Source organism: Sphingomonas sp. T1, from assembly GCF_902506585.1.
Lineage (GTDB): Bacteria > Pseudomonadota > Alphaproteobacteria > Sphingomonadales > Sphingomonadaceae > Sphingomonas > Sphingomonas aerolata.
This window is the reverse complement of record NZ_LR733910.1, coordinates 1-23053: the sequence shown is the minus strand read 5'-3', so window position 1 is coordinate 23053 and position 23053 is coordinate 1. Positions and strand designations below refer to the sequence as shown.

The 23053-nt window shown below is 60.8% G+C and carries 25 protein-coding genes, 1 pseudogene and 1 other annotated feature; of the genes and pseudogenes, 10 read left to right on the top strand and 16 right to left on the bottom strand.

Going from position 1 to position 23053, the window contains the following annotated elements; translation table 11 throughout:
• Positions 1-241: 241 nt before the first annotated feature.
• The 3 genes from GV027_RS20425 to GV027_RS20415 all read left to right on the top strand — a co-directional run bounded on the left by GV027_RS20425 (position 242) and on the right by GV027_RS20415 (position 2156).
• Positions 242-1210 carry a magnesium and cobalt transport protein CorA gene (locus tag GV027_RS20425; RefSeq protein ID WP_062346062.1) on the top strand — a complete coding sequence of 323 codons (969 nt, stop codon included), beginning with the start codon at positions 242-244 and terminating at the stop codon, positions 1208-1210.
• Positions 1211-1406: 196 nt separating this feature from the next.
• Positions 1407-1721, top strand: coding sequence for a hypothetical protein (locus tag GV027_RS20420; RefSeq protein WP_156348781.1), 315 nt, complete (start codon positions 1407-1409; stop codon positions 1719-1721).
• Positions 1722-1829: 108 nt separating this feature from the next.
• Positions 1830-2156 carry a TFIIB-type zinc ribbon-containing protein gene (locus GV027_RS20415; protein ID WP_082441332.1) on the top strand — a complete coding sequence of 109 codons (327 nt, stop codon included), beginning with the start codon at positions 1830-1832 and terminating at the stop codon, positions 2154-2156.
• A 454-nt stretch (positions 2157-2610) separates the two neighbouring features.
• Here GV027_RS20415 and fliE read toward each other — a convergent pair whose 3' ends face one another.
• The 10 genes from fliE to GV027_RS20365 form a co-directional block, all read right to left on the bottom strand.
• Positions 2611-2961 carry a flagellar hook-basal body complex protein FliE gene (fliE, locus tag GV027_RS20410; protein ID WP_056060013.1) on the bottom strand — a complete coding sequence of 117 codons (351 nt, stop codon included), beginning with the start codon at positions 2959-2961 and terminating at the stop codon, positions 2611-2613.
• Positions 2962-3079: 118 nt separating this feature from the next.
• A complete protein-coding gene (locus tag GV027_RS20405) occupies positions 3080-4537 on the bottom strand; it encodes a phospholipase D-like domain-containing protein (protein ID WP_159513451.1) in 1458 nt (485 codons plus the stop codon).
• A 13-nt stretch (positions 4538-4550) separates the two neighbouring features.
• The gene (locus GV027_RS20400; RefSeq protein WP_082446657.1) at positions 4551-5156 is read right to left on the bottom strand and encodes a DedA family protein; all 606 of its coding nucleotides are present in this window, start codon (positions 5154-5156) and stop codon (positions 4551-4553) included.
• An 83-nt stretch (positions 5157-5239) separates the two neighbouring features.
• The gene (locus tag GV027_RS20395; RefSeq protein ID WP_082446662.1) at positions 5240-5743 is read right to left on the bottom strand and encodes an MgtC/SapB family protein; all 504 of its coding nucleotides are present in this window, start codon (positions 5741-5743) and stop codon (positions 5240-5242) included.
• A gap of 49 nt (positions 5744-5792) precedes the next feature.
• Positions 5793-5969, bottom strand: coding sequence for a hypothetical protein (locus GV027_RS20390; protein WP_162235360.1), 177 nt, complete (start codon positions 5967-5969; stop codon positions 5793-5795).
• A gap of 404 nt (positions 5970-6373) precedes the next feature.
• Positions 6374-7051, bottom strand: a complete 678-nt coding sequence (locus tag GV027_RS20385) for a carbonic anhydrase (protein ID WP_056405860.1) — start codon at positions 7049-7051, stop codon at positions 6374-6376.
• Positions 7048-8583, bottom strand: a complete 1536-nt coding sequence (locus tag GV027_RS20380; RefSeq protein WP_236559434.1) for a SulP family inorganic anion transporter — start codon at positions 8581-8583, stop codon at positions 7048-7050. The genes GV027_RS20385 and GV027_RS20380 overlap by 4 nt, the downstream gene beginning before the upstream one ends.
• A gap of 221 nt (positions 8584-8804) precedes the next feature.
• Positions 8805-9149, bottom strand: a complete 345-nt coding sequence (locus GV027_RS20375) for a hypothetical protein (RefSeq protein ID WP_156360280.1) — start codon at positions 9147-9149, stop codon at positions 8805-8807.
• Between the two features lie 290 nt (positions 9150-9439).
• Positions 9440-9931, bottom strand: coding sequence for a hypothetical protein (locus GV027_RS21620; protein ID WP_236559433.1), 492 nt, complete (start codon positions 9929-9931; stop codon positions 9440-9442).
• A 146-nt stretch (positions 9932-10077) separates the two neighbouring features.
• Complete coding sequence (locus GV027_RS20365) at positions 10078-10845, bottom strand: hypothetical protein (protein WP_236559432.1); 768 nt, start codon at positions 10843-10845, stop codon at positions 10078-10080.
• 250 nt (positions 10846-11095) lie between these two features.
• Here GV027_RS20365 and GV027_RS20360 point away from each other — a divergent pair, with 250 nt between their 5' ends.
• Entirely contained in the window at positions 11096-11362 is a 267-nt protein-coding gene (locus GV027_RS20360) for a hypothetical protein (protein WP_056060022.1), read from the top strand.
• Positions 11363-11479: 117 nt separating this feature from the next.
• Here the strand turns inward: GV027_RS20360 and lpdA are convergent, their stop codons facing one another.
• Positions 11480-12874: a dihydrolipoyl dehydrogenase gene (gene lpdA, locus GV027_RS20355; RefSeq protein WP_159513449.1), complete on the bottom strand. Its 1395-nt coding sequence runs from the start codon at positions 12872-12874 to the stop codon at positions 11480-11482.
• A 128-nt stretch (positions 12875-13002) separates the two neighbouring features.
• On the opposite strand from lpdA, the gene GV027_RS20350 reads away from it, so the two are divergent.
• The 3 genes from GV027_RS20350 to GV027_RS20340 all read left to right on the top strand — a co-directional run bounded on the left by GV027_RS20350 (position 13003) and on the right by GV027_RS20340 (position 17296).
• A protein-coding gene (locus GV027_RS20350) for an IS3 family transposase (RefSeq protein ID WP_409349186.1) occupies positions 13003-14234 on the top strand; the annotation gives its coding sequence in 2 pieces (ribosomal slippage) (positions 13003-13300 and positions 13300-14234; 1233 coding nt in all).
• Positions 13287-13403 (top strand) — a sequence feature (AL1L pseudoknot). (Overlaps the previous gene by 117 nt.)
• Before the next feature lie 453 nt (positions 14235-14687).
• Positions 14688-16130, top strand: a complete 1443-nt coding sequence (locus tag GV027_RS20345) for a TolC family outer membrane protein (protein ID WP_082441329.1) — start codon at positions 14688-14690, stop codon at positions 16128-16130.
• 590 nt (positions 16131-16720) lie between these two features.
• A complete protein-coding gene (locus GV027_RS20340) occupies positions 16721-17296 on the top strand; it encodes a recombinase family protein (protein WP_056060027.1) in 576 nt (191 codons plus the stop codon).
• A gap of 76 nt (positions 17297-17372) precedes the next feature.
• Here GV027_RS20340 and GV027_RS20335 read toward each other — a convergent pair whose 3' ends face one another.
• The 3 genes from GV027_RS20335 to GV027_RS20325 all read right to left on the bottom strand — a co-directional run bounded on the left by GV027_RS20335 (position 17373) and on the right by GV027_RS20325 (position 18538).
• Positions 17373-17825, bottom strand: coding sequence for a hypothetical protein (locus tag GV027_RS20335; protein ID WP_056060030.1), 453 nt, complete (start codon positions 17823-17825; stop codon positions 17373-17375).
• A 63-nt stretch (positions 17826-17888) separates the two neighbouring features.
• Entirely contained in the window at positions 17889-18203 is a 315-nt protein-coding gene (locus GV027_RS20330; RefSeq protein WP_056060032.1) for a helix-turn-helix domain-containing transcriptional regulator, read from the bottom strand.
• Complete coding sequence (locus GV027_RS20325) at positions 18203-18538, bottom strand: type II toxin-antitoxin system RelE/ParE family toxin (RefSeq protein WP_311725824.1); 336 nt, start codon at positions 18536-18538, stop codon at positions 18203-18205. The genes GV027_RS20330 and GV027_RS20325 overlap by 1 nt, the downstream gene beginning before the upstream one ends.
• Before the next feature lie 272 nt (positions 18539-18810).
• Here GV027_RS20325 and GV027_RS20320 point away from each other — a divergent pair, with 272 nt between their 5' ends.
• The 3 genes from GV027_RS20320 to GV027_RS20310 are packed head-to-tail and all read left to right on the top strand — an operon-like array spanning position 18811 to position 20750.
• Positions 18811-19458: a ParA family protein gene (locus GV027_RS20320; RefSeq protein ID WP_056060036.1), complete on the top strand. Its 648-nt coding sequence runs from the start codon at positions 18811-18813 to the stop codon at positions 19456-19458.
• Positions 19459-19462: 4 nt separating this feature from the next.
• Entirely contained in the window at positions 19463-19753 is a 291-nt protein-coding gene (locus GV027_RS21845) for a ribbon-helix-helix domain-containing protein (protein ID WP_311725827.1), read from the top strand.
• Positions 19754-19796: 43 nt separating this feature from the next.
• Positions 19797-20750 carry a replication initiator protein A gene (locus tag GV027_RS20310; protein ID WP_056060039.1) on the top strand — a complete coding sequence of 318 codons (954 nt, stop codon included), beginning with the start codon at positions 19797-19799 and terminating at the stop codon, positions 20748-20750.
• Between the two features lie 583 nt (positions 20751-21333).
• Here GV027_RS20310 and GV027_RS20305 read toward each other — a convergent pair.
• Positions 21334-22083 (bottom strand): annotated as a pseudogene (locus GV027_RS20305) (type IV secretory system conjugative DNA transfer family protein); the annotation flags it as partial.
• Between the two features lie 89 nt (positions 22084-22172).
• Positions 22173-22703, bottom strand: a complete 531-nt coding sequence (locus GV027_RS20300; protein ID WP_056405863.1) for an AAA family ATPase — start codon at positions 22701-22703, stop codon at positions 22173-22175.
• Positions 22704-23053: the final 350 nt, after the last annotated feature.

Genomic DNA, 23053 nt, shown 5'->3' with positions numbered 1-23053 from the left:
GGATTGCTTATGACCTTAGCACTGATGCTTTTTGCCGTTGCAATCAGTTGATATTCTGATGCGGTTGGTTGCCCGAGATACCCGATCAGCCACTACCGTGATTCCATGTCCTGATAATGTACAGGGGCCGTGAGGAAGCCCCAGGCATGTCTGAGGCTTCAGCAGTGGGGATAGGCGTTCGCAGCGACGTAAGGATCGTCTCCTGTTAGGGCGATTGTCTATCAATGTTTAGAGGGGCCTGATGAGCGTTGTTGCTGCTTCCCTTTATCGCCACGGCCAGCGGGTCCGGTCGCTTTCGATCGACGAGCCGACATTCTGTTCGGACGACAAGGCGGAGTTCGTCTGGATCGGCCTGCTGGAGCCGTCCGAGGAGGAGCTTCGGAAGCTCCAGGAGCACTACGGCCTTCACCCGCTTGCGGTTGAGGATGCTCTGAAAGCCCACCAGCATCCGAAGGTCGATGTCTACGGCGATCAGCTGTTCGTGGTCGCGCTGACTGCCCGGCTTGAGGATCAGGTTATCGCCTACGGTGAAACCGCGATATTCGTGGGTCCCAGTCATGTCATCACCGTGCGGCATGGATCGGCACGCTCGCACAGCACGCTGCGCGGCCAGCTTGAGGCGGCGCCGTCACTACTCGCGCATGGTGTCGACTATGTTCTGCACGCCATTATCGACTTCATCGTCGATGGCTATCTGCCGATCGGGGAGGCCATCGAGGAGGAAGTCGTCATAATGGAGCAACGGGCGCTTGACGCTTTCCTGGCCCGGGAGGAAATCAGTCGCATCTTCAATCTACGACGTGAGCTAATGCGGTTCCAACGGGTCCTTGGCCCCATGGGCGAGGTAGCGAACAAACTCACCCACCCCGACATGCCTTGCATCGACCGGGAGGTAATCCCGTATTTCCGAGATGTGCTAGACCATATTCATAGAGTTGAAACCACGGTGGGTGGCCTTCGCGAAGTGCTCACATCGGTCTTTGAGGTCAGCAATCTGCTCGAACAGCAGCGCACTGGTGCGAGTACCCGGCAGCTTGCGGCCTGGGCGGCCATTCTGGCCGTGCCGACTGCCCTCGCAGGCATCTACGGTATGAACTTCGAAAACATGCCAGAGTTGAAAACCAAGTATGGATATTTCGTCGTACTCGCGGTGGTCGCTACGGTGTGCAGCATGCTCTATATCAGGTTCAAGCGCGCAAAATGGATCTAGTCGAGGGTACAAGTGCCTTGAGACACTTAAAGGTTCGATGAGATAATTTTATGCCATGACTCTTACCTGACTACGCAATTAATATAATATCATCTCTTGTTAGTGAATGTAAGCTGTCGATCGCATTCCGCCTGCATTCAATATCGCGGTCCTATCTACTAGACGTGACATTCGGTCACGCTTGATGGAGGTAGTCATGAGAGGATCCTTGATCTTGGCCGCGGCGGCGCTGGCGTTTGCTGCGCCGGCCGCGATGGCCCAGTCCCATGGCGGTTACGGCGGACATAATGGCGGCCCGTCCTACGGCAATCAGGTCCGAGGACACGGCGGATATGGCGACGCCTACCGCGATCGAGGCGGTGGCCATCAGCAGTCCTGGCGCGGTAATGGTGGCGGCTATTACCAGGGCGGTTATGGCTACAACAATCGCCATGATCGCCGCGAGGAACGTCGTGAACGGCGGCATGAGCGCCAGGAGCGCAATCAGCGCTACGGGGGTTATGGCTATTAAGATGAAAGCAGCGCTTCCCGGGCAGACCGCCCCAGCGGTGCCGACCAAAGAGAGGAATGCACCATGACGGATGCCGCAACAGTACCCGCGACCACCCGGTTGCAGGGCATGCTCTGCCCCGTGTGCCGGGTCGACCTCGTGCTCGCCGACCGGCAGGGGGTCGAGATCGACTATTGCCCGCAATGCCGGGGCATCTGGCTGGACCGCGGCGAACTCGACAAGATCATCGAGAAGAACGCTTCGTACGAGGCGACGTCGAGGCCGGCACCCGATTACCCGCCACAACCGACTGCACCTGGATATGCTCAGCCTGCTCCCTGGAGCGGGTACAATGAAGGATCTCATGGCGGTGGACGTCATGGTGGCGGGCATGACCGTGGTGGCCACGGCGGCTATCGTCCCGGCGGCTTTCTTGGCGGTCTGTTTCGGCATTGATCCGCACTCGGCTGGCGTTCTGAACAGGCAGCCGTTTCATGGTTGTCGGTGCATGGAGGGAGAAATAGCGTGACCAGAAGATGCGGGCTGACACTTGGAATCATGATCCTTGCCGGCTTGGCGGCAGCGCCGGCTGGCGCGCAGGTCATGTCCCATGGTGCCGGCGTCAACTGGAGCGGCACGCATGGCGGGGTCAACTGGGATGGCGGGCATGCCTATGAGGGCGGAAGCTACGGCGGTTACCCTGCCTCGTCCGCACCCCGTCCCGCGTACCAGATGCCGCAGCCTACGCCTTATCCCATGCATGAACCTCGCACGCCATACGCCCAAAATGACAGCAGCGATCACGCCGTCCGGCATGAAGATCGTCGTTCATCACCACCGGCGGTTCGGAGTCTTGACAGCAGGTGAGCCATCCCGCGGCCATCGGGCACTCGATGGACGCAGGCTGTGATCAGACGGCCATGCTCATGATGTCCTTGTAGGCCGAAAGAACCTTGTTCCGGACCTGCAAGGTGGCCTCGAACGAAACCGAGGCGCGTTGCTGTATCAGCGCCACGGTCGCGATATCGGTCGTCTCGCCTCGTTCGTAGGCTTCGGTCGCGACATCCTCCTGTTCCTGGAGCGCATTCACCTTTTGAAGCGCGGTCTGCATCGTCGCGGCAAAGCTCGTCGATGGGGCAGTGCCATCCGGTCCCCGCAGCGCATTCGGCGACGAAGCCGAGCCGACATCCCTCAGTGCGGCGTTTCGTTGAAGCACCGCGTTGCGCATCGCCATGACATCGGCCACGCCGTTCACATTCATGCCTGTCGACCTCTCACGCGAACGATAGAGCGCGCATCTTCGCGCAAGAATGATTAGAAATCGTTAAGGATGTTTGTTCGGGACTGGCCCCCGGTCCTTCTGGTCGTGGCAGTACGGGTCACGGATGATGGCGGTGTCGGTGCCGCAGGTGAAAGAGCAGACCTCGGCGTCGCGAAAACGGCTCGAACATCTCGTCGGGTCCCTCGGGGTCGAGCAGCTTGCTGTCGGCCAGCCATTTTTCCATCGAAGACAGTTCGGGCAGCTCGTACTCGCGTAGCGAGCGACCCGGTGCCTGCAACGCCGCGATCGTTGCGATCAACGAGCCGGTTTCGGCGAACTTCGCGATGACCGCGTCCTTGTTGGCGCCAAGGTGCTCGGCGAGCAGACCGGCGCGGATGTCGGCTATCTTTCGATGCCCATCGGCGTCGGATGCCCCGGTCGTGTCGATCGTCACGTCGCATTCGCTGTCGAGGCGCAGCGACCGGTTGTTGAAGTTGGAGGATCCCACCCGCAGCACGACGTCGTCGATGATCGTGACCTTGGCATGGACATAAATCGGTGCCCCCGCGGCGGTGAACGGGTGATAAAGCCGGAAGCGGCCGTGCACGTCGCGCTTCCGGAGTTCGGCAACCAGCCGGGCACGGGCCGTATCCATCGCGATCGGTTCGAGCCAGCCGTTCGCGGTCGTCGGGTTGATGACGACGATTTCCGGACCATCGGTCTCGTCGAGTCGTCTGGCGATTGCCTCCGCGACCCGCCGGGAGGCGAAATACTGGCTTTCGGCATAGATCAGCCGCCGCGCCCGCGCGATGAGCGCGACATACAGCGCCTCGATCTCGTGGACCGGTTCCTGGTCGGCGAGCTTTGGCAGCGTGCGCGAGATCCCGACGGGCACGTCCCTGAAGTCTGCCTCGAGCCCATCAGGCCAGCAATCCGCGCCATCGGTCACGGGCTCGATCGAATACCCGCCGGCGGCATGCCACCGCTCCCGACAGGCGTCACCGAGGGCGCGTGCCACCGGGCCCTCCAGCGCCATGGCCGCGTCATGCCACGGCCCGTGCGGCGTGCCGTCCGGTCGGACGCGGCGCGGTTCCTCGTCCTGGTGGTCTCGCGTGTCCCATCGTTCGCGGGTCATGTCGATGCCGCCGCAAAAGGCCATGCAGTCGTCGATCACCACGATCTTCTGGTGATGCGATCCGGCGACCGGATGATGCCCGTCGAGTTTGAGGTGGATTTGGCGGTCGCGCATCCAGCGCAGGATCGTGAACAGGGTTCGGCCATGGAACAGCGTCTTGAGCGCACCGGTATCCCAGCGCAGTATGTGAATATCGAGCAGGGGACTGCGCTTGACCAGCCAGCTGATGAACGCTCCGACCGTCGGCGGACCCTCGTCCTGCCCCTCCCCGGCGAACTGGATCCGGGCGTCGAAGTCCCAGCCGATCAGCACGATGCGCCGCTTGGCCTTGAGCATCGCGGAGCGGGCGGCCCTGAAATAGTCATCGGCGTCGACGATGACGGCCGCACGGCTTGCCGTGGCGGTCCGCCAGAACGCGCGCCGAATGGTGGCGTCGCTCATGGGCTTTGGCACCTCAACGCCCATGACGACGCCCCCACGTGGCTACCCGCCAAGCGTACCAGAGCACGAGCGCGATGATGATCGCTGTCGAGACCGGACCCACATAGCGCTCGACCGCCCCATAGCGCTGCCCCAGCAGATAGCCGGCGGCGGCCAGCATCGCGGTCCAGGCTGCCGTGCCGATCGTCGACCACAGGAGGAAGGGTCCGAGTGGCATCCGCACGAGCCCGGCCGGGATCGATACGACCGATCGCACCGTGGGGACGATCCGCCCAATGCAGACGAACGGGCCACCGTGGCCGTGGAACCAGGTCTTCGCGCGCTCGACCTCCTGCCATTCGAGCGTCAGCCATCGGCCGTGCCGATCGACCAGGCCATGCAGCCGCTCGATGCCAAGCATCCTTGCGACGGCGTACCAGCAGAGATTGCCCGCCATGGCGCCCGCCGCTCCGGCGGCGACCACGCCCGGCAGCGACAGTGCACCGCGCGAAGCGCGCAGGCCGGCAAGCGGCATGATGACTTCCGAGGGCAGCGGCGGGAACACGGTTTCGGCGAACATCAGCACCGCGACGCCAAGATAGCCGAGCTGGTCGACGAGCTGCTGGATCCACTGGCCCAAACTGCTTCTCCTTATCTTATGTGGGTCGAAACCATTTGTCGTCGCGTAGCGCCCGACCTTAATCCGATCCGCGCAGCAATCGACTATCCTGAATCCGGTTCCGGTCGGGCGTTGGCCCCGCCTGGCAGTGCCGGTGCGCTATCCACGTTGTCGCCCTGTTCGCCCGCGGTTTTCTTGAGTGGACGTGAAAGTCGAAGAGTCAGGAAGGTGACAGCGCTGATGATGATGGCGATATCGTACAGCGAATATCCGACCGCGGCACCAACGGCCCCTGTCGCCCACAGGCTCGCCGCCGTGGCCGTCCCTGATGTTCGACTCCCTTGCTTCAGGATCGCTCCGCCGCCGATGAACCCGACGCCGGTGATCAGGCCTTCAAGGATGCGAGCCTGACCAAGCGACTCCCGACCAAGAACGGCTATCGCTATGAGCACAAAGCCACAGCTGGCGACGGCAACGAGTGGAAAGGTGCGAATGCCGGCGCTTCGCTCCTCTTTTTCTCGATCCCAGCCAATCGGAAGAGCCAGAACATAGGCGATCAGAAGACTGAGAAGGTGCCATAAGGCTTCTGAGAAACTACTGGTAACCAAGGTCAATAGTGATCACCCTTTGTTTGATTGTGACGGAGATACGGAGGAACTAGAGAGGCGCGCGGTCCTGTTTAGCTCTCGACAATCTCAGCTCGACCAGCCTTTCAAAATAGGCGTTAGCCATTTTGCGATGGGCGTCGATCACTTCTGGTTTGGTAGAGTTCTCGGCAAGCTCGACCTCAACCTGCGCTCTGTGTTCGAAATATAGAATCTCATCATCCGACATAGAAAGTTCCTTGAGCGGGTCGTCAGATATCATCGCGATCGGTATTTCGGCCCTCGTTCGACTACGCAAGTCGGCGTTTTGGGCCTTGCCGAGCCTGACTGGGCGTCAGGTCGATCAGATCCTCGAGAAGCCGCGCCGAATTCGACCGGCTCTTCGAGCCGGGCCCCTGGGGTGCGGCACGGCACGTGATCATAGACGGGAGTGCTGATGACAGGCTTTTGCGAGAACGGGAGCGTGCAGGCCGCGAGCCCGCCGGGTAACACGGTGAGCATCAAACAGTTCACAATACGCATGGCTCGTTGCCTCCTACTTGATGAAACACTCGATCACACGTGCGTCCTGAAAAGACGGTGGCGCGCCGATGCTCGTGTTACTAATGACACTTTCTATAAGCGTCCTTTGTCCTAATCCAAAGAGATGCTGTTTTTGGTATGATCGGGATGCGAGAAAAGGACGCTATCTGGGCGGCCGACCTCTTCCAAGGAAGCGTCTGCATCCAGTTCCATCAGCGGTTTGATATGACCGTCGCGAATGTCGTAAATCCAGCCATGCAACCAAAGCGGTTGGCCGTCTTTCCACGCGCTTTCAACTATATCGGTTCTTGCCAAGTTGATCAGCTGATCCCTGACATTCATTTCAACGAGTCTGTTGAGCTTGGCTTCCTCACCATCCAACGCTGCAAGTTCATCGGCATGATCGCGCACAACGCTACTCGCATGATCGAGCCACTGCCTGAGTTGACCGGTAGCTCCTCCTGCGAATGCCCCCCTGATGCCACCACACCCATAATGACCGCACACAATGATGTGCGGAACCTTGAGCACCTGGACTGCATATTGCAGCGCCGCCATCAGGTTGAGATCGCTCGGATTAACAAGGTTGGCGACGTTGCGGTGAATGAACATACCTCCCGGAGGAGTCATGGTCATCTGTTCAGGGCTGACCCGGCTGTCCGAGCAACCGATCCACAAGAACGCTGGCTTCTGGCCATCGGCTTGTCGCGTGAAGAAGTCCGCGCGCTCGTCGATAAGTTCCTGCGACCAAGCCCGGTTGGCGAGAAGAAGCTGTCGATATTCTCTCATGCGAATCTTACTCCAACTACGGGGGCGTTGATCAAAGGAGATGTCCGTTCGGCAAGATCGCCACGAACGACCACATCTACCGACTTGAATCGAGCGGCTTTGATAAAGGAGTTAATAATCTCGACATTATCGAGATCAACATAGCTCGTCGCGGAAAGATCAATCAGAAGCCGGCTATTTTCGGGAACGCGGTTTAGTTGCTTCTGAAGTTCATATTTGTGGATAAAATACAGGTTACGCCGTGCACGGATGAGGCAATCATTGCCCTCGCATGCAAACGTTACGGCAGATCGAAAATTACGCGCTATGACGAACACGAACCCAATCACAAGGCCGATCAGGACGCCTTCGAGCAAGTTGGTGAACATGATCGCGATCACGGTTACTACGAACGGGATGAACTGGGTCCAGCCTTGTCGGTAGCGGTCCAGGAAAAGCTGGGGCGTGCAAAGCTTGTAGCCGGTTGCGATCAGCACCGCCGCGAGTGCCGCTAGCGGGATGAGGTTGAGCACCATGGGGATCAACGCGACCGACAACAGCAGCCATAGCCCATGCAGCATCGTCGACGCCTTGCTCTGCGCGCCCGCACCGACGTTGGCCGAGGAACGCACGATCACCGAGGTGACTGGCAGCCCTCCCAGCAGTCCCGACACGATGTTGCCGCCACCCTGGGCCATCAGTTCCCAGTTCTTGTCAGTGGTGCGTCGTTGCGGGTCGAGCTCGTCGATGGCCTTGATGCTGAGCATCGACTCCAGGCTAGCGACGATGGCAATCGTGGCTGCTGCGATCCAGACGGCACTGCTCCCGATACCCGAAAAATCGGGAAGGGAGAAAAGCTGAGCAAATTCGGCCGGGCTTTTGGAGACTGGCACCTGAACAAGATGCTCCGTGCCAATCTTCCAGGAAGGTAGAAACACACCGAGCAGCGCATTGCCGATGACGCCGATCAGGACGGCCACCAAGGGGCCTGGCAAGAAACGGAGCGGACCCTGCTTGGGTTTCGCGCTGTTCCACCAGAACAGGAAAGCAAGGCCCGCAAGGCTGATGATCAGCGCGCCCGGCTCAAACTTGCGCCTCAGGAACACGAAAAGGTTGGTGAACGTGTTCCCGTTGCCAGAGGAGAACTGAAAGCTACCCTCAGCCTCGCCTTCATAGCCGATCGCGAACGGAATCTGCTTGAGAACAAGAATGAGTCCGATCGATGCCAACATCCCCGTGATCACTGAGGACGGGATAAATTCGCTCAGGATCCCCGCGCGAGCCGTAGAAAATGTCAGCTGCAACGCGCCCGCCAAAACCACTACCGACAAAAAGATCGGATAGCTCGGTAGAGAATTGATGGTGTCGAGTACGATAACCGTAAGGCCCGCGGCAGGACCGCTGACGGACAACGGAGACCGGGACAGGCCGCCGACTACGAGGCCGCCCACGATACCTGCTATCAGGCCAGAAAACAGGGGTGCTCCCGAAGCGAGGGCGACGCCCAGACAGAGCGGGAGCGCGACGAGCGCGACGACGATGGATGCGGGCACATCTGTCCGCAAGGACGCAAGAGGATGTCTCGAAGAGGACACAAGGGTACTCCGTAACTGCATGCAGGATTTGGCGAGCGGCGAGCAAAGCAGGGTTGCCGCTTATCTTGAGTCGGAAGCGGATCGCCCCGACGTCCAAAATCGGGTGAAATCGCGTCGCGAAGTCACCCTTAACAGCGACCATGCCGGCACTCAGCGACACAGTCGGCCGTTGCCGAGGCTTACAGTTTTGGCGGTCTCAACGTTGGCGCGGCGGTCATGCCTTCGCTGATCCGCTGCTCGATCGCCGAATAAGCGTCCTCGGGCTTCATCTGCGAGATGATCGCCTTGGCAGGCACGATCAGGTGATCGCCGTGGCATTCACTATGAGCATGTGGCAGCCATGGGCTAACACCAACAGGCCTTTGATCCCTTGTTGGCTCGCTCACGCTCGCCATCGAAAGGACGAGGCCAGGCGTGGCGACGCGACGGGTACTCGATCCTTCGTCACTTACGTGGAAAACTGAACCCAGTCCCAGGAGCGAGGCCAGCATCAAGCCGATCAGGAAAGGAAGCAGGCGGCTCATCGAACGGTCGCGTAGCGATCTTGCACGTTCAAGGCCACTGCCTTTTCCTATCCTTCCCCAAAATGATCACTTCATCGCGGCGCGCAGGTTGTCGATCGACGCGGTCGCGACGATGGCACAGCCGTTCCCTTACCTCGCGCAAGCGCCTCGCTCGCCATACTATCAAAGCAGTATCAGCGCCCCTTTTTGCCGAGCACAACGATCATCGCTCATCCGACTGGGTTAGCCCGGGTTCTCAGCGTCGATGAGCGACCCTCACACTGAAGAAGTTCCGTTCAGCAAGCGTCACGTCAATGACGTCGGCCATGCCCTCCGCCGCGGTGCCCCCCTCCGAGATGACCTCCGCTAAAATGGCCGCCTCGGTAGTGGCCGCCACCAAGACCAATCCCGATCCCGAGCGATCCGTAGAAGGGCGAGCCGTAGTAGCCGTAGGGGCTTTGATAACGATAGGGATAGCCGCCGCCATAGTAGCCAGCGCCGCGCCAACCGCGCCCGCGGTCAGCGACCGCGATCAGGCAGTCGCTTGCGCCCGCTTGAGCCACGCTGCCCGGCGCTGCGGGAACGGCCGCTTGCGGCGGAACGGGCGCCGGGAGTGCAGCGGATGTTCCCCCGGGCGGACCATCCGGCGGAGAGATCGGTACTGCCCGGATCGCACCGGGAGTGTCGCACGGCACGGCGAAGTAGGAATAGGCGGAGGGCCGCGGCGCATAGGTGGCGCAGCCGCCCAGCAGAACCGCCCCGGCCAGCGGGACGATGATGATAGGCTTGCGGATGTTCGGCATGGTGCGTTCCATTCGTTCTTGGTCGGCAGTTGGGCTGCCGGACCGAATATATATGGTTCGGCTCTCGAACATTGCACGTCGCCGCCTGGGGCCGGGACGCAGCCGGTATCGGCCTCGGTCATTCACCCGGATAGGCGCTCAATCGTTCATGACTGCTCGCCTGCGGCGGGAGCGGCGCGGGGCGGATGGGCTTCAGGGTGGCTGGCGAAGAGACCGACCGCAAACAGATGTCCAAGCGACTTTGCGTTCGTGGCCACGACGATCGCGGAAAGCGCCAGATACCCCCAGGAAAGCCACGTCAGGCTGGCGATCGTTCGCGCATCGTCTCCGAGAAAATTCAGCGTCAAGCCGACCTGAAGGGCGAACAGGCCGGCAAGCGCCAGCGCACCCCACACACCGAGCCTCAACCGCAACAGCAGGGCAATGCCGAACAGCGATTGCGCGGCAGTGAGAAAGAACTCCTCATGCTGCCGCGCATCGAGCGGCAGAGCGGTGAGTCCGCCTGCCCCGAGGCTCATTGCTAACGGCAGCATGCCGACCAGCAGGGTCCATTGGTTGATCTTGTCCGAGATCATCGTTGCAAGGCCGTTAGCCGCCCGCCCCGAGAGCACGAACAGTACCGCGATGGTCACCGCAGACGCCTCGCTGGCGAGTGGCGCGAGCCACTGGATCAGCAGGAACTCATCGATGCCGACCGAGCGCCCTGAGTCCACCATTGCCTCGGCAAACGGTTCAGCCGAGACCAGGATAACGGTCGCCGCAACGACCGTTAGCGCCGCCATCGCGGCCCACTGACGCGCCGACGACAGCTGGCTAAGCGCGGCTGCGGGGCCAGGTTCGTCGTCCTCGTCTTCTTCCGCCTCGGGGAGATAGCTGACGCGCCAGACATAGGCGGCGAAGATCGCGACCAGCAACCGCATACTCCGGCAGCACGGTGACGAGCGCGATTGCCGCCACGATCAGCCCTTGGCTGACGCGCTTCTCTGCGGCCTCCGCACCCCAGGACAGCATGAAGCCCGCTGCGAGGATCGCAATGCCGAAGAGCGCGGCGACCATAAACTCAGACTGCGTGCTTCGTGCCCCACGCTTAGGGTGTCATTCCGCCCTCAACCGGAACCGACCCCACCGCTGCTAAAACCGCACACAAAACATGAGGAAAGAGTGATGCACGAACGCGATCCCAACATCGTCACCTCGAGCCTGTCTGGTTTCGTCACCGAACAGGGCGTCACCGTGAGAGTGAACATCATCCGGTTGGAAAATGAGCCGGGCTGGTCGCTTGAAGTCGAAAACGAGCATGGAACTTCTACGGTCTGGGACGACCTGTTCGCGACTGATGATGCCGCGCATGCTGTTTTTCGTCAGACCGTCGATGAAGAAGGTATGCGCGCCTTCCTCGACCATGCCGTCGTCATACCCTTCCGACGTTAGCACCGTCAGCGTTCGCCGTTCGTTCGGTCCTAGCGTACGTAAACTTCACTTTCGTGCAGTGACCCCTTGGACAAGACGCCCTGCGGAGAGGAGGCTGGGGCAGCCAAAGATTTTGCCTCACATGTGAATTGGCTTGCCCGTTACCGCCATCGCCGCTTCCTTGAGCGCCTCCGAGTGCGTGGGATGGGCATGGCAGGTGTAGGCGATATCCTCGCTAGTTGCGCCAAATTCCATCGCCTGGGCAGCCTGAGCGATCATCGTGCCGGCGAGTGTGGAGATGATGTGAACCCCAAGCACGCGGTCGGTCTTGGCATCGGCAACGACCTTGACGAAGCCGTCGGTATCTCGGTTGGTCTTGGCGCGGCTGTTGGCTACGAAGGGGAATTTGCCGATCGTGATTTCCCCGCGTGTTTTCGCCTCCTCCTCGGTCAGGCCGACGCCCGCGATCTCAGGATGGGTGTAGACAACGGATGGTATCACCGCGTGATTCACGATACCGATTTGCCCCGCAATATTCTCGGCGACCGCAATTCCCTCGTCCATCGCTTTGTGCGCAAGCATAAGGCCAGGAACGACGTCGCCGATCGCCCAGATGCCGGGAACAGCGGTTGCAAAGCGGTGGTCGACTTCGATCTGCCCCTTCTTGTTCAAGCCAAGCCCGGCTTTGTCGAGTCCCAGGCCTCCGGTGTTAGGGCGCCGTCCGATCGCGACCAGTACCACGTCGGCCTCGATCGTTTCAGCCTCGCCACCGGAAGAGGGCTCAACCGTAATGGTTGCGGTTGAGCCGTTGCGTGCGACCGCGGTAACCTTGGTGCCGAGCTTGAACGCGAGCCCCTGTTTGCCGAAGATGTTGCGCGCTTCCCTGCGCACTTCGCCGTCGAGGCCAGGAAGAATTTCGTCGAGATATTCGATCACCGTCACTTTGGCGCCAAGCCGCTTCCAAACTGAGCCGAGTTCAAGGCCGATCACGCCGGCACCGATGACGACGAGATGTTCGGGGACCTTGGGGAACGCCAGCGCGCCTGTGGAGTCCACAACCACTTCGCCGTCCACCTCGACACCCGGAAGGGGTGTCACCGACGAACCGGTAGCGAGCACGATATTCTTTGCGCGCACGGTCTTGCCTGCGACTTCGACGCTGTCCCTGCCGGTGAAGGTGGCCAGCCCTTTGAGCCACTCGACTTTGTTCTTCTTAAATAGGAAGGCGATGCCGCCGGTCAGCTCTCCGACGGCCTTGCTCTTCTCGGAATGCATCTGCGTCAAATTCAGGCGAGCGCCTTCGATTTCTACTCCAAACTTCGCAAGAGCGCCCGACTTGGCTTCCTCGTACAGCTCGGAGGCGTGGAGCAGTGCCTTCGATGGGATGCAGCCGACGTTGAGGCACGTTCCGCCAAGGGTCTCGCGCGCCTCTACGCAGGCTGTCTTCAGCCCGAGCTGCGCCGCGCGAATGGCAGCGACATAGCCGCCGGGACCGGCACCTATGACAAGAATGTCGTAGTCGTAGTCACCCATTTAAAACTCCGTTCGGCCTGATGGCGGGACACCGCCGTTTGCTCAGGAGCACGAACACTGACAACTGACAATGGGTTATGAACCGCCCCGGGTTTGTCGGAGGCTCCAACTCCTGAGAAGGTGGAGCCATGACGAGCAAGACGACGAACAAGTTTGCGCCCGAAGTCCGCGAGCGGGCGGTACGGATGGTTTTCGATCACGAACGGGATCACCCGTCCAGATGGGCTACCGTGGTATCGATTGCCGAGAAGATCGGCTGCGTTCCGCAGACGCTACATGAGTGGGTGAAGAAGACCGAGGTCGACAGCGGCAAGCGCGGCGGTGTCCCGACCGAGGTGGCGGACAAGGTGAAGGCGCTGGAGCGCGAGGTCCGCGAACTGCGGCAAGCCAACGAGATCCTGCGCAAGGCATCGGCATATTTTGCGCAGGCGGAGCTCGACCGCCCGTTCCGGAGATGATCGCGTTCATTGACAATCACCGCGATGCCTATGGGGTCGAGCCGATCTGCCGTGTCCTGCCGATCGCCCCATCCACCTACTACGAGCACGTCGCGCAGCGACAGGATCCATCGCGTCTGTCGGCACGGGCGCGTGAGGATCTGATCCTCAAGCCCGAGATCGCTCGCGTGTTCGCGGAGAACTTCGCGGTCTACGGCGTGCGGAAGGTATGGCGGCAGATGATGCGGGAGGGCTTTGTGATCGCCCGTTGCACCGTCGAACGGCTGATGCATGAGATGGGCTTGGCAGGCGTGATCCGGGGCAAGCCGGTGCGTACGACCATCAGCGACAAGGCGGCACCGTGCCCGCGCGATCACGTCAACCGCCAGTTCTTCGCGCCAGCGCCGAACAGGCTTTGGGTGTCGGACTTCACCTATGTCGCGACCTGGGCAGGGTTCGTCTACGTCGCCTTCGTCATCGATACCTACGCCAGACGGATCGTAGGCTGGCGCGCCAGCAGGACGGCACACGCCAGCTTCGTCCTGGATGCGCTCGAACAGGCGCTCCACGATCGCCGTCCGACCCATCGGGGCGGCCTGGTCCACCACAGCGACCGCGGATCGCAATACGTGTCTATCAAGTACACCGAGCGCCTCGCCGAGGCCGGCATCGAGCCGTCAGTCGGCAGTGTCGGCGACAGCTACGACAACGCTTTGGCCGAGACGATCAACGGCCTGTACAAAGCCGAGGTGATCCACCGGCGCGGCCCCTGGCGCAGCTTCGAGGCCGTCGAGTACGCCACGCTGGAATGGGTCGATTGGTTCAACCATCGTCGGCTGCTGGAGCCCATCGGCAACATCCCGCCCGCCGAAGCCGAAGATCAATTTTATGCTGCCGCGGACAACATCGATATGGCAGCATGACTCACAACCCAAGGCCTCCGGCAAACTCGGGGCGGTTCATTATGCAGGAAGGCGGAAACGCGACTTGCCAAAGCAGGAAATCTAGAGTTAATTCCATCAACCGGAGAGGAGTGACTTGACTCAGGTCCCATTAAACGACTGCGCATGGGACCGGTGTTGGAGGACCGACCAGATGGTGCAACTTGTAACGTATGTTTCAACAAGCCATGGTAAGCTCAGAGACTATGATCGGTATTTTGAATAGGGTCGTTCCCCCAATCGCACGGTTTCTACTATCGGAATCATCAAATTTCCGTGATTGAGCGCAAAGGCTCGCTATTGCCCTTTCTATTCTTTGCCGGTCTGATCGGCCCCCCGTACAAGGCTGGGGTAACGTTTACCTGAATAGTACATCAACCAAGCCCGTGAGTCCCATTCAGGCATTTATGGGGAGAACAACGCACGGGAGTGCAAATGAAGTACGCCGCCCTTTATCCATGCGCGATCGCAATTCTTTTAAGTACGACTGTTCCGGTTCGAGGAGACACGCTCGGCGAGGCACTCATAAATGCCTATCGCACGAACCCAAGCCTGACAGGTGCGCGAGCGGGTTTGCGCGTGACTGATGAAGGCGTTTCGATTGCAAAGGCCGCCGCGCGGCCGACCCTGTCGGCAACGGCAGATTATCAAGAGTTTATCGTTCGTACCGCTAATAGCTTCTCTGCACCACTGCGAGCCGCTAATGCGGCGGCGAATGTGTCGCTGCCGCTTTATCAAGGCGGCCGTGTCAAAAACGGCATTCGCGCGGCGGACGCTCGGGTGGATTCCGGCCGGGCAAACCTTAGAGCAACTGAAGCGGACGTTTTCACCGCTATTGTATCAGTCTACATGGATGTCATTCGTGACCGCGCCATTGTCGGTTTAAACACCCGTAATGTCGAAGTTCTTGAAACCAATCTTAGCGCATCCCGTGATCGCTTTCAGGTCGGTGACCTTACCCGGACCGACGTTGCTCAGTCGGAGGCACGGCTCGAGTTCGCTCGTGGGCAGCTCGAACTTGTAAAAGCACAATTGGTTACCAGCCTCGAGAACTACATTCGGTTTGTTGGTGTTCCAGCACAAAATTTGGAGAAACCGCCGAAGTTTCTGGGACTGCCGGCGAACGTAGAGGCGGCGCTTGTGACGGCATTCCGCAACAACCCACTGTTGATCGCTGCGAAGTTCGACGCTGCGGCGGCACGCTACGACATCCGTGTAGCTAACGCCGCCCGGCTGCCACGGCTAGCGGCTGTGGGTTCAAGCAACTATAATAACTATCTGGGCACACTAACCAGCACGATTCCCGGTCGGGCGTTCCTCCAATCCCAGCGAACTGCTACAGTCGGGCTTTCTGCTACGATTCCGCTCTACCAGGGTGGTCTGCCCGCTGCTCAGGTTCGACGAGCACAGGCTTTGTCCAGTCAATCACTAGAACAGATCGTGTTTGTTGAGCGCCGGGTAGTTGCGGAAACACGCGCTGCTTTTACCCGGCACCGCGCGACGGAGCGGGTAATCCGGTCATCGCAAGCAGCCGTAGCGGCAAACGAACTGGCGCTTGAGGGTGTTCGCGCCGAAAATAGCGTCGGCACGCGCAACGTACTCGATGTACTAAATGCCGAACAGGAACTGCTCAATAGTAGAGTCCAGTTGGTAACTGCTGAACGGGACGCTTATGTGGCCGGTTTTGCCTTGCTTGCGAGTATGGGACGCGCAGAGGCGCGGGACTTGGGATTGTTTGGCGGTGGGTTGTATCAGCCAAGAATTCGTGATCAGGCGCCGGTGCGAGATCGCCGCTTTGATAGCAATTACGGACCTTCCGACAATATTGAGCAGGGTGAGCAGCCTTTCAACGCCTCATTATCGTCCACCGAACCTTAGGGTAAAAGCCTATTTATTTTGTCGGCCCGTGATCTAGGGGAGCGGATGATAATTCCGAGCGTGAACGCGACCTTAACTTGGCGATCGTCGTAACTATTTGAATTTCACTTCAACAGCCAAATTTATAATCAGTACTATTTTCGGTTGCTATTACCGGAACTAGCAAGACGTGCCTTGCAAGTGCCATTACCGGCAAATGGTGCCCGCGACCGCTACTTCACACGATCGACTGAGTGAACCGGCTTGAGGAGGAAATCCGCCTCGGCGAGGCCGGTACGTTCGCAGCTCGGCCGTCACGCCTTGAGGTCGTGATGCTCGACGAGCTTGGTTATCTGCCGTTCGCCACTCGGGCGGGCAGCTGCTCTTCCATCTGGTCAGGACCGCGATCAACACAAGCGAAAAGAACAACCGGGCAGTGACCATCGCCGGAAGGTAGAGATCAACAAATGCTCTCGCAAACGGTCGTTCGCGCGACAGCCGGGCCGATCGCGGCGGAAGCCACTAAAACGGCCCATCTGACTTCCTAAAACCGTCCCTTGTTTCCTTCTCCGAAATCCGGCTAGGTCGTGTCGAGTTTTCGGAGAAGCCCCTTGCTCGTCGGCTATGCGCGCGTGTCCACCAGGGATCAGTCCCCTGCCCTACAGCTTAATGCGCTCCGCGAAGCCGGGTGCGAGAAGGTGTTCACCGAGAAGGCGTCGGGCGCGCAGCGCGATCGGCCGGAGTTGCGTGCCGCGCTCGACTATCTCCGCGCCGGCGATACGCTGGCGGTGTGGAAATTGGACCGGCTCGCACGCTCCGTCCGGCAGCTCGTGGAGACGGCCGAGGATCTCGCCAAGCGCGAGATCGGCCTAAAGGTGCTAACCCAGGCGATCGACACTACCAGCCCCGGCGGGCGGCTCGTGTTCCACGTCTTCGCGGCCGTCGCCGAGTTCGAGCGGGAGTTGACCTTGGAGCGCACCCATGCCGGGCTTGCCCAGGCGCGGGCCTTGGGGCGGCGTGGTGGGCGCAAGCCGGCGATGGGGCCTGCCGAGATCAAGCGAGCCAAAGCGATGCTCGCCGATCCGACCATCACCGTCGAGGAGGTCGCACATCAGATTGGCGTGCAGCCGTCGACGCTCTATCGCCACATACCGGGCGGGCGCAGCTCGCTTAGCCAACCGGCTTAGGTGGAGGCCTTCGTTCGACGGCCGCGTCTTTGTCCCACCCACCCAACCGTTAGCGCCTGGCCTTGCGGCCCGGCAGTCAGGCGAATAGGTCGCCGATCGCACGTAGCCGGAAGGCGTTGAGCCAACGGCGTCGGCGATGTTCAGTGGCGTCGTGGACCATGTGGCAGCGCTGGCAGAGCGCCGCGAGGTTGCGCGGCCGGTTGTCGCCGGGATCATGGTTCAGATGCGCGCTGGCGAGGGCCACGCGCGTGATCCGAAGATGAGCAGGCGGGTCGATGCCGGCGAGACCCGGTTGCGCCCGCGCCAGCTCGTCTGGCGACGGCAGCCGGCGAAGCTCCCTGCCCTGCCCGTCGCGCCAGGTCGCGGCGTCCGCGTCCCACCAGACGCCATTCCCTAAGTGCAGCACGTCGCGGCCGTGGGGGCGACGGCAATGCTCGCAACGCCCCTTCGCGCGCCGGAACCGGATGAGGTTTGACAGTTCGCGCCAGTCGATCGGATAGAGCCAGCGATGTTCGCGCGCGATCGGCATGACGATTCTATGAGTCAGACAGCAGCAGAACGAAAGAGGAAAGTTACCGCTTTCGGGTTCAAATTACGTGGCGCGAACTTCCAGTGTTACACCCGATGCGCGTTGCAGTGTGCTGATGACCGAAAACAGATTGTCAGCAGCGGGATTGCCCGCCGGGCTGAACATCCGCATCAGGCTCTTGGACGGTCGTCCGGTTTGTTCGGCCAGTTCCTCGAAACCTACCGTCGCCTTGATGTAGTCGCGCAAGACCGCCTTTCCCGTGTCGATATCACCGAGGAGGAAGGCATTGACGGCTTCGGTGAGGAGCGCCGAGCGAAACGCCGAGTCCGCTTGAACACGGGCGCGCACAGTATCCTTGAAGTTGCGAGTGAGAGCCATCACGATCTTCCTTTCCTCCGCGCCTTGTAGTCCGCCCACAGCGACTTGGCGGTGTCGATGTCACGCTGCTGCCGCTTCTTCGTGCCCCCACTCAGGAGAATGACGAGGGTTTGGCCGTCCATGCCGAAATAGACGCGATAGCCAGGCCCGAAATCGATCCTGTATTCCGAGACGCCCTCTCCCACCGGTTTGACGTTGGAAAGCGCGCCACGTTCGACCTTGTTCAGCGCCACCGTCACCTTTGCGGCGGCTACCGCATCCAGCGCGGCAAACCAGAGTCCGAACGGGCTTCGCCCTTCCCCGTCCTTATACTCCTTTAGCACCATCGGTTTCATATATGTTACCATTGAGCCGATCGTCAAGGGTGGACGCGCCCGAGCGGGCCGCGCTCTATCTCCGCTTGGCAGCTCCGATCGAGCCGCCATGCTGGCGTCTCGCCCCTGACGGGCTACGATCGCTCGCGCGAACAGAGAGGCCGCCGAGGCGGCCGTGTTGTTGTCCCGCCCGCCCAGCCCTGAGGCCGGCCTTTTAGACCGGCTACAAGAAAGGTTGTGCGATCCTGCCAATCTGCATATTATCATGTCTTCAATATTGAAGGTGTGCACACGTGCATATAATCACACTTGCAGCGCAAAAAGGTGGCGTCGGCAAAACGACGCTTGCGGTCAATCTGGCGGTTGCGGCGCAGGCGGCAGGCATCAGGACGGCCCTGTTCGACCTTGACCCACAGGAAAGCGCGACGGCGTGGAGCGAGCGCCGCGAGGCCGAGCTACCCCATGTAGAGCCGATCAGCGCGCGCCGCTTGAACCAGGCGATCGACGCGGCCGAGGCAAACGGTTTCGACCTCACCATCATCGACACGCCCCCGGCAGCCGGGGCCGAGGCAGCCGCAGCCGCGCAACGAGCCGATATCGTGCTGATACCGTGCCGCCCTTCCCTTATCGACCTCGACGCGATCAAGCGCACGGCCCAGCTCATCATCAGCACCGGCAGGACCGGCTTTGTCGTGCTCAATGCGGCTCCGCCTACGGCAACGACGCTACTGTATGACGCGAGGACACTGGCGGAGGATACCGGGCTAAAGGTCGCGCGCGCAGTCATCAGGGAGCGCAGCGCCTATCGCGCAGCATGGCCCTACGGGCTTGGCGTGACCGAGCATGAACCGTCCGGCAAAGCCGCCCAGGAGATTGCATCACTTCGCCAATTCCTGTTTCATGAATTGCAGAATTGCACACCTGCAAATGTGAAGGCTTGATATCATGGCACGACGATCATCGCTCCTCGCGCCCGCGGTCGCCACAAAGGCAAAGTCCGAGTCCGCCTCGCCTGAGCGTGTAACGTCCCCACCGGACGCGCGCGCTCCCCGGTCGAGCGGGCAACGACCGGGCAAATATCACTTGGGCGCTTACTTCGATCCGGCCGACCCCACCGCCGAGGCGTTCCGAGTTCTGGCCGCGAGGACACGCCGCAGCCATCAGGAATTGCTGGCCGAAGCGATCGCCGAGCTGGTCGCCAAATACGACGCCGACAAGCAGTTCGGACGTGCTTGAACGTGTGCACATATGCACAACTGCAAACGTGCAGGATTGAACCATGAAGAAGCGGCGCGACCCTAGCCCGGAGTTCGACCTGTTCCTGCCGATCATGGGCGACCTTCCGCTCAAGGATCAGCGTGAGACGATGGAGCGGCCGTTCTTTTCCTTGCAGAAACGCAAGCGGGTCAAGCCGATCGAATATACCAGCCCGGACGGCGCGACCTGGGTGAAGATCGAGGCGATACCGGCCTACGGCATGGCGACGATCTGGGACGCCGATATCATCATATGGGCCACGTCGGCGCTCAATCGGATGCGGGAGCAGGGGGGCAACGACCTGCCCAGGACGCTTACCACCACGTCCTACGACCTTTTGCGGGCGATCAAGCGCAACACCAGCGGTCGCGCCTATCAAGATCTCCAGGCCGCCCTACAGCGGTTGCAGACGACCTCCATTTCCACGTCGATCCGCGCGCCCAAACGTCGCAGCAAGGCGGGCTTCAACTGGCTCGACAAATGGACGTTGGAGGTCGACCCCGAAACGGACCAGCCTCGCGGCATGACCATCACCCTGTCGGATTGGGTCTATGAGGGAATCATGGCGGAGCGGTCGCTTCTGACCATGCACCCCGACTACTTCCTGCTAACCGGCGGGCTTGAGCGGGCGCTTTATCGTATCGCGCGCAAGCACGCTGGCAATCAGCGTGGAGGGTGGACGTGCCGGGTGGAGGTGCTGCGCGACAAAACCGGCAGCGACAGCAAGCCAAAAGAGTTCAACCGGATGCTCCGCAAAATCGTGGAGACCAACCAACTTCCCGATTATGCGGTGGAAATGGTGGCAACGAACGACGGTAGCCCGGCCATTCTATTTCGGTTGAGAGGGGAGGCAGAAGCCTTGGCACTCTCCGAGCAGCTCCAGGCCGAGCAAGACCGGCGCGACCGCATGGAAGCCGATCGACGGCGCACCGTAGAGGTCGATGACCTGATGGACCGGCTTTCAGGACGCTCCTAACTATCGTGTTATCACACACCGCCGCCCTCGGAAGCGATGCAGCCCCGTTGAGATCAGGAGCCGACAAGGCCAACAGGACACCCGCGATCGGCATTTTCGAGCCGTTTCTATCGTGTTTTCACACACCTTTGATACGTGTTTTCACACACCGCGCTATCGTGTTTTCACACACCGAATCACGTGTTTTCACCCACCGCCGACTTATGCAACCCATTGATCCTAAAGGAGGAAATGGCCACTTTTTGCGGCTTAACCTACTTAACGATTCATATTTAACAGATTCTTTTAACGTCAGCAGTACGCCCAGAACCCTACGAGAGAAGGTCAAATGGAATCGGCCTATGGCCGATCCGCCTTCGTTTCGTGCCGCCTTCGGCATCACAAGGGCGGCGCAAGCGCCGCTGGCTAAGCGGGAAAGAAGTGGGCGAGGTAGCGGCCAGAAGGTTGCACAGCGACCGTCAGGAGCGCGGTGGAGGGCAGGGAAAGGGCCTTCGACTATCCCAGGTGCTGATCGCAGTGAACGTCACCAGCGGGGCTTAAATCAACCCGTTGGTTTGCGGCCGAACAAGCAGGCCGCGACCGGTCACGCCGGATCGAACCGCCCGGCGAACTCGCGATCGTCGTAGTAGCGCAGCTTGGCGGCGATGATCGGGCGCTGCCCGGCGAGGAACAGGAGCTGGCGATCGGGGCGCAGCGTCCGGACTTCATCGGGGGTGAGGAGGGCGCGGCCGACATGCTGCTGCCCGTAGGATAGGCCGCTTTCTTCCGCGTCGATTGCGCGGCTCATGGTCTCGAACACGACGGTTTCCTGCCCGGCCAGATCGGAGACGAGTTTGGCGCTGTCCTGATCGTTGACCCCGAACACTTGTAGCACCCCTGCGTTAGACAGGAAGGTGCCGGCCCGCTGCCCGTATAGCGCGCGGAGCTGGTGAACGTCCTGGAGGATCGGCCAGAGCTGGACGCCATAGCCCGCCATCAGTCCCATCGCGCGTTCGACCGGTTCGAGACGGCCGAGGGCCGCGAACTCGTCGAGCAGGAACAGCACCGGCCAGGGCGGGCGACCCGGCGCGCGCGCCAGCTCGGTCAGGGCTTGCGCGACTATCAGCCGCAGCCAGCGCGCATAGCTGGCGAGCCGATCGGGCGGCAGCACGAGGAACACCGTCGCCGGCGCATCCTTCAACCCGGCGAACGTAAAATCCGAGCCGCCCAACACCGTCGCCATGCGCGGGGAGTCGAGAAAGTGGGTATGGCGTTGCGCGGCGGACAGCACGCCGGCCGCTTCGCGATCGGATTTGCCGAGCTGGCGGTTGGCGGCGCGCGCGACCAGGCCACCTTGGGGTCACTGCACGAAAGTGAATTTTACGTACGCTAGGCGCGAACGAACGGCGAACGGCAGGAGTTGTTGGAAAGCGGTTTGTCCGCTCATGGCGACGGCGCTCGATCCTCGGCTATCATCTCAAGCCGCTGTTCAATCATAGCAACAGCCTCCACGGCGCTGAAAAGGGCCGTGTCCACTATCAGGCGGGGTTCGGTCCACGGGACGTAATCGTGCGATGTGACGGACGACCACGTAGGAAGTCTGAAACCTTCTATGTCGGGTGCACGACCCTCTACCCGGCGCTTATGTTCGTCTACATCGCTACAGATGATTCCGACCTCAAAGACGCCTGCTCCGTCAATGGCTTGCGCCACACCACGCCAGCCTTGCCGACTTTCGGGGACGGGATTGACGCTATCGGCAACAACCCAGTTGCCCAGCTTGAGGTTCGACGCTGCGATGGCGAAAGCAACGACATAGCCTGCGGCACCGATATCGCCGGCAAATCCTGACTGTTGCCTCAGCACGTGCTCGATCTCATCAACACGGACATAGGCTGCCGATCGTTTGGTAACCAACGCCTTCCCAATAGTCGTCTTGCCGGTCCCGGGCAGACCGCTAAGCACGATGAGCATAAGACCTCCGTTGCCAAATCACGTTTGCTTACAGGAATTGCCGGTTAGGTCGAGAACGGCCGCAACTGAGTGATTCTGGTCCCACAGACGGTTTCAGGCGGCCAGTAATGAGGGCGATGTGCGAAGCGGCCTTAGCTGACCCAGCCCCGGCCTGTCGCCCCGCTCCCAGCTATAGTCGCCCGTGAGCGCGATATGCTCCCAGCCCAGCGGTGCGATATGGCGGGTGACGTGACCCCCGCCTTTCATCCAGCTGCGACCAGAGACCGACCGTTGTTGTCGCGCAGGAGCGCGGGTGAAGCAACGGTCAGGTTTAAACCCGACCGTTGCTTTTCGAGTTCTGCGGCGAAGGC

Coding starts and splice junctions, on each gene's coding strand:
- GV027_RS20425 (WP_062346062.1), top strand. CDS start 242: ATGAGCGTTGTTGCTGCTTCCCTTTATCGCCACGGCCAGCGGGTCCGG.
- GV027_RS20420 (WP_156348781.1), top strand. CDS start 1,407: ATGAGAGGATCCTTGATCTTGGCCGCGGCGGCGCTGGCGTTTGCTGCG.
- GV027_RS20415 (WP_082441332.1), top strand. CDS start 1,830: ATGCTCTGCCCCGTGTGCCGGGTCGACCTCGTGCTCGCCGACCGGCAG.
- fliE (WP_056060013.1), bottom strand. CDS start 2,961: ATGAATGTGAACGGCGTGGCCGATGTCATGGCGATGCGCAACGCGGTG.
- GV027_RS20405 (WP_159513451.1), bottom strand. CDS start 4,537: ATGAGCGACGCCACCATTCGGCGCGCGTTCTGGCGGACCGCCACGGCA.
- GV027_RS20390 (WP_162235360.1), bottom strand. CDS start 5,969: ATGTCGGATGATGAGATTCTATATTTCGAACACAGAGCGCAGGTTGAG.
- GV027_RS20385 (WP_056405860.1), bottom strand. CDS start 7,051: ATGAGAGAATATCGACAGCTTCTTCTCGCCAACCGGGCTTGGTCGCAG.
- GV027_RS20375 (WP_156360280.1), bottom strand. CDS start 9,149: ATGAGCCGCCTGCTTCCTTTCCTGATCGGCTTGATGCTGGCCTCGCTC.
- GV027_RS21620 (WP_236559433.1), bottom strand. CDS start 9,931: ATGCCGAACATCCGCAAGCCTATCATCATCGTCCCGCTGGCCGGGGCG.
- GV027_RS20360 (WP_056060022.1), top strand. CDS start 11,096: ATGCACGAACGCGATCCCAACATCGTCACCTCGAGCCTGTCTGGTTTC.
- lpdA (WP_159513449.1), bottom strand. CDS start 12,874: ATGGGTGACTACGACTACGACATTCTTGTCATAGGTGCCGGTCCCGGC.
- GV027_RS20345 (WP_082441329.1), top strand. CDS start 14,688: ATGAAGTACGCCGCCCTTTATCCATGCGCGATCGCAATTCTTTTAAGT.
- GV027_RS20335 (WP_056060030.1), bottom strand. CDS start 17,825: ATGCCGATCGCGCGCGAACATCGCTGGCTCTATCCGATCGACTGGCGC.
- GV027_RS20330 (WP_056060032.1), bottom strand. CDS start 18,203: ATGGCTCTCACTCGCAACTTCAAGGATACTGTGCGCGCCCGTGTTCAA.
- GV027_RS20325 (WP_311725824.1), bottom strand. CDS start 18,538: ATGAAACCGATGGTGCTAAAGGAGTATAAGGACGGGGAAGGGCGAAGC.
- GV027_RS21845 (WP_311725827.1), top strand. CDS start 19,463: ATGGCACGACGATCATCGCTCCTCGCGCCCGCGGTCGCCACAAAGGCA.
- GV027_RS20310 (WP_056060039.1), top strand. CDS start 19,797: ATGAAGAAGCGGCGCGACCCTAGCCCGGAGTTCGACCTGTTCCTGCCG.
- GV027_RS20300 (WP_056405863.1), bottom strand. CDS start 22,703: ATGCTCATCGTGCTTAGCGGTCTGCCCGGGACCGGCAAGACGACTATT.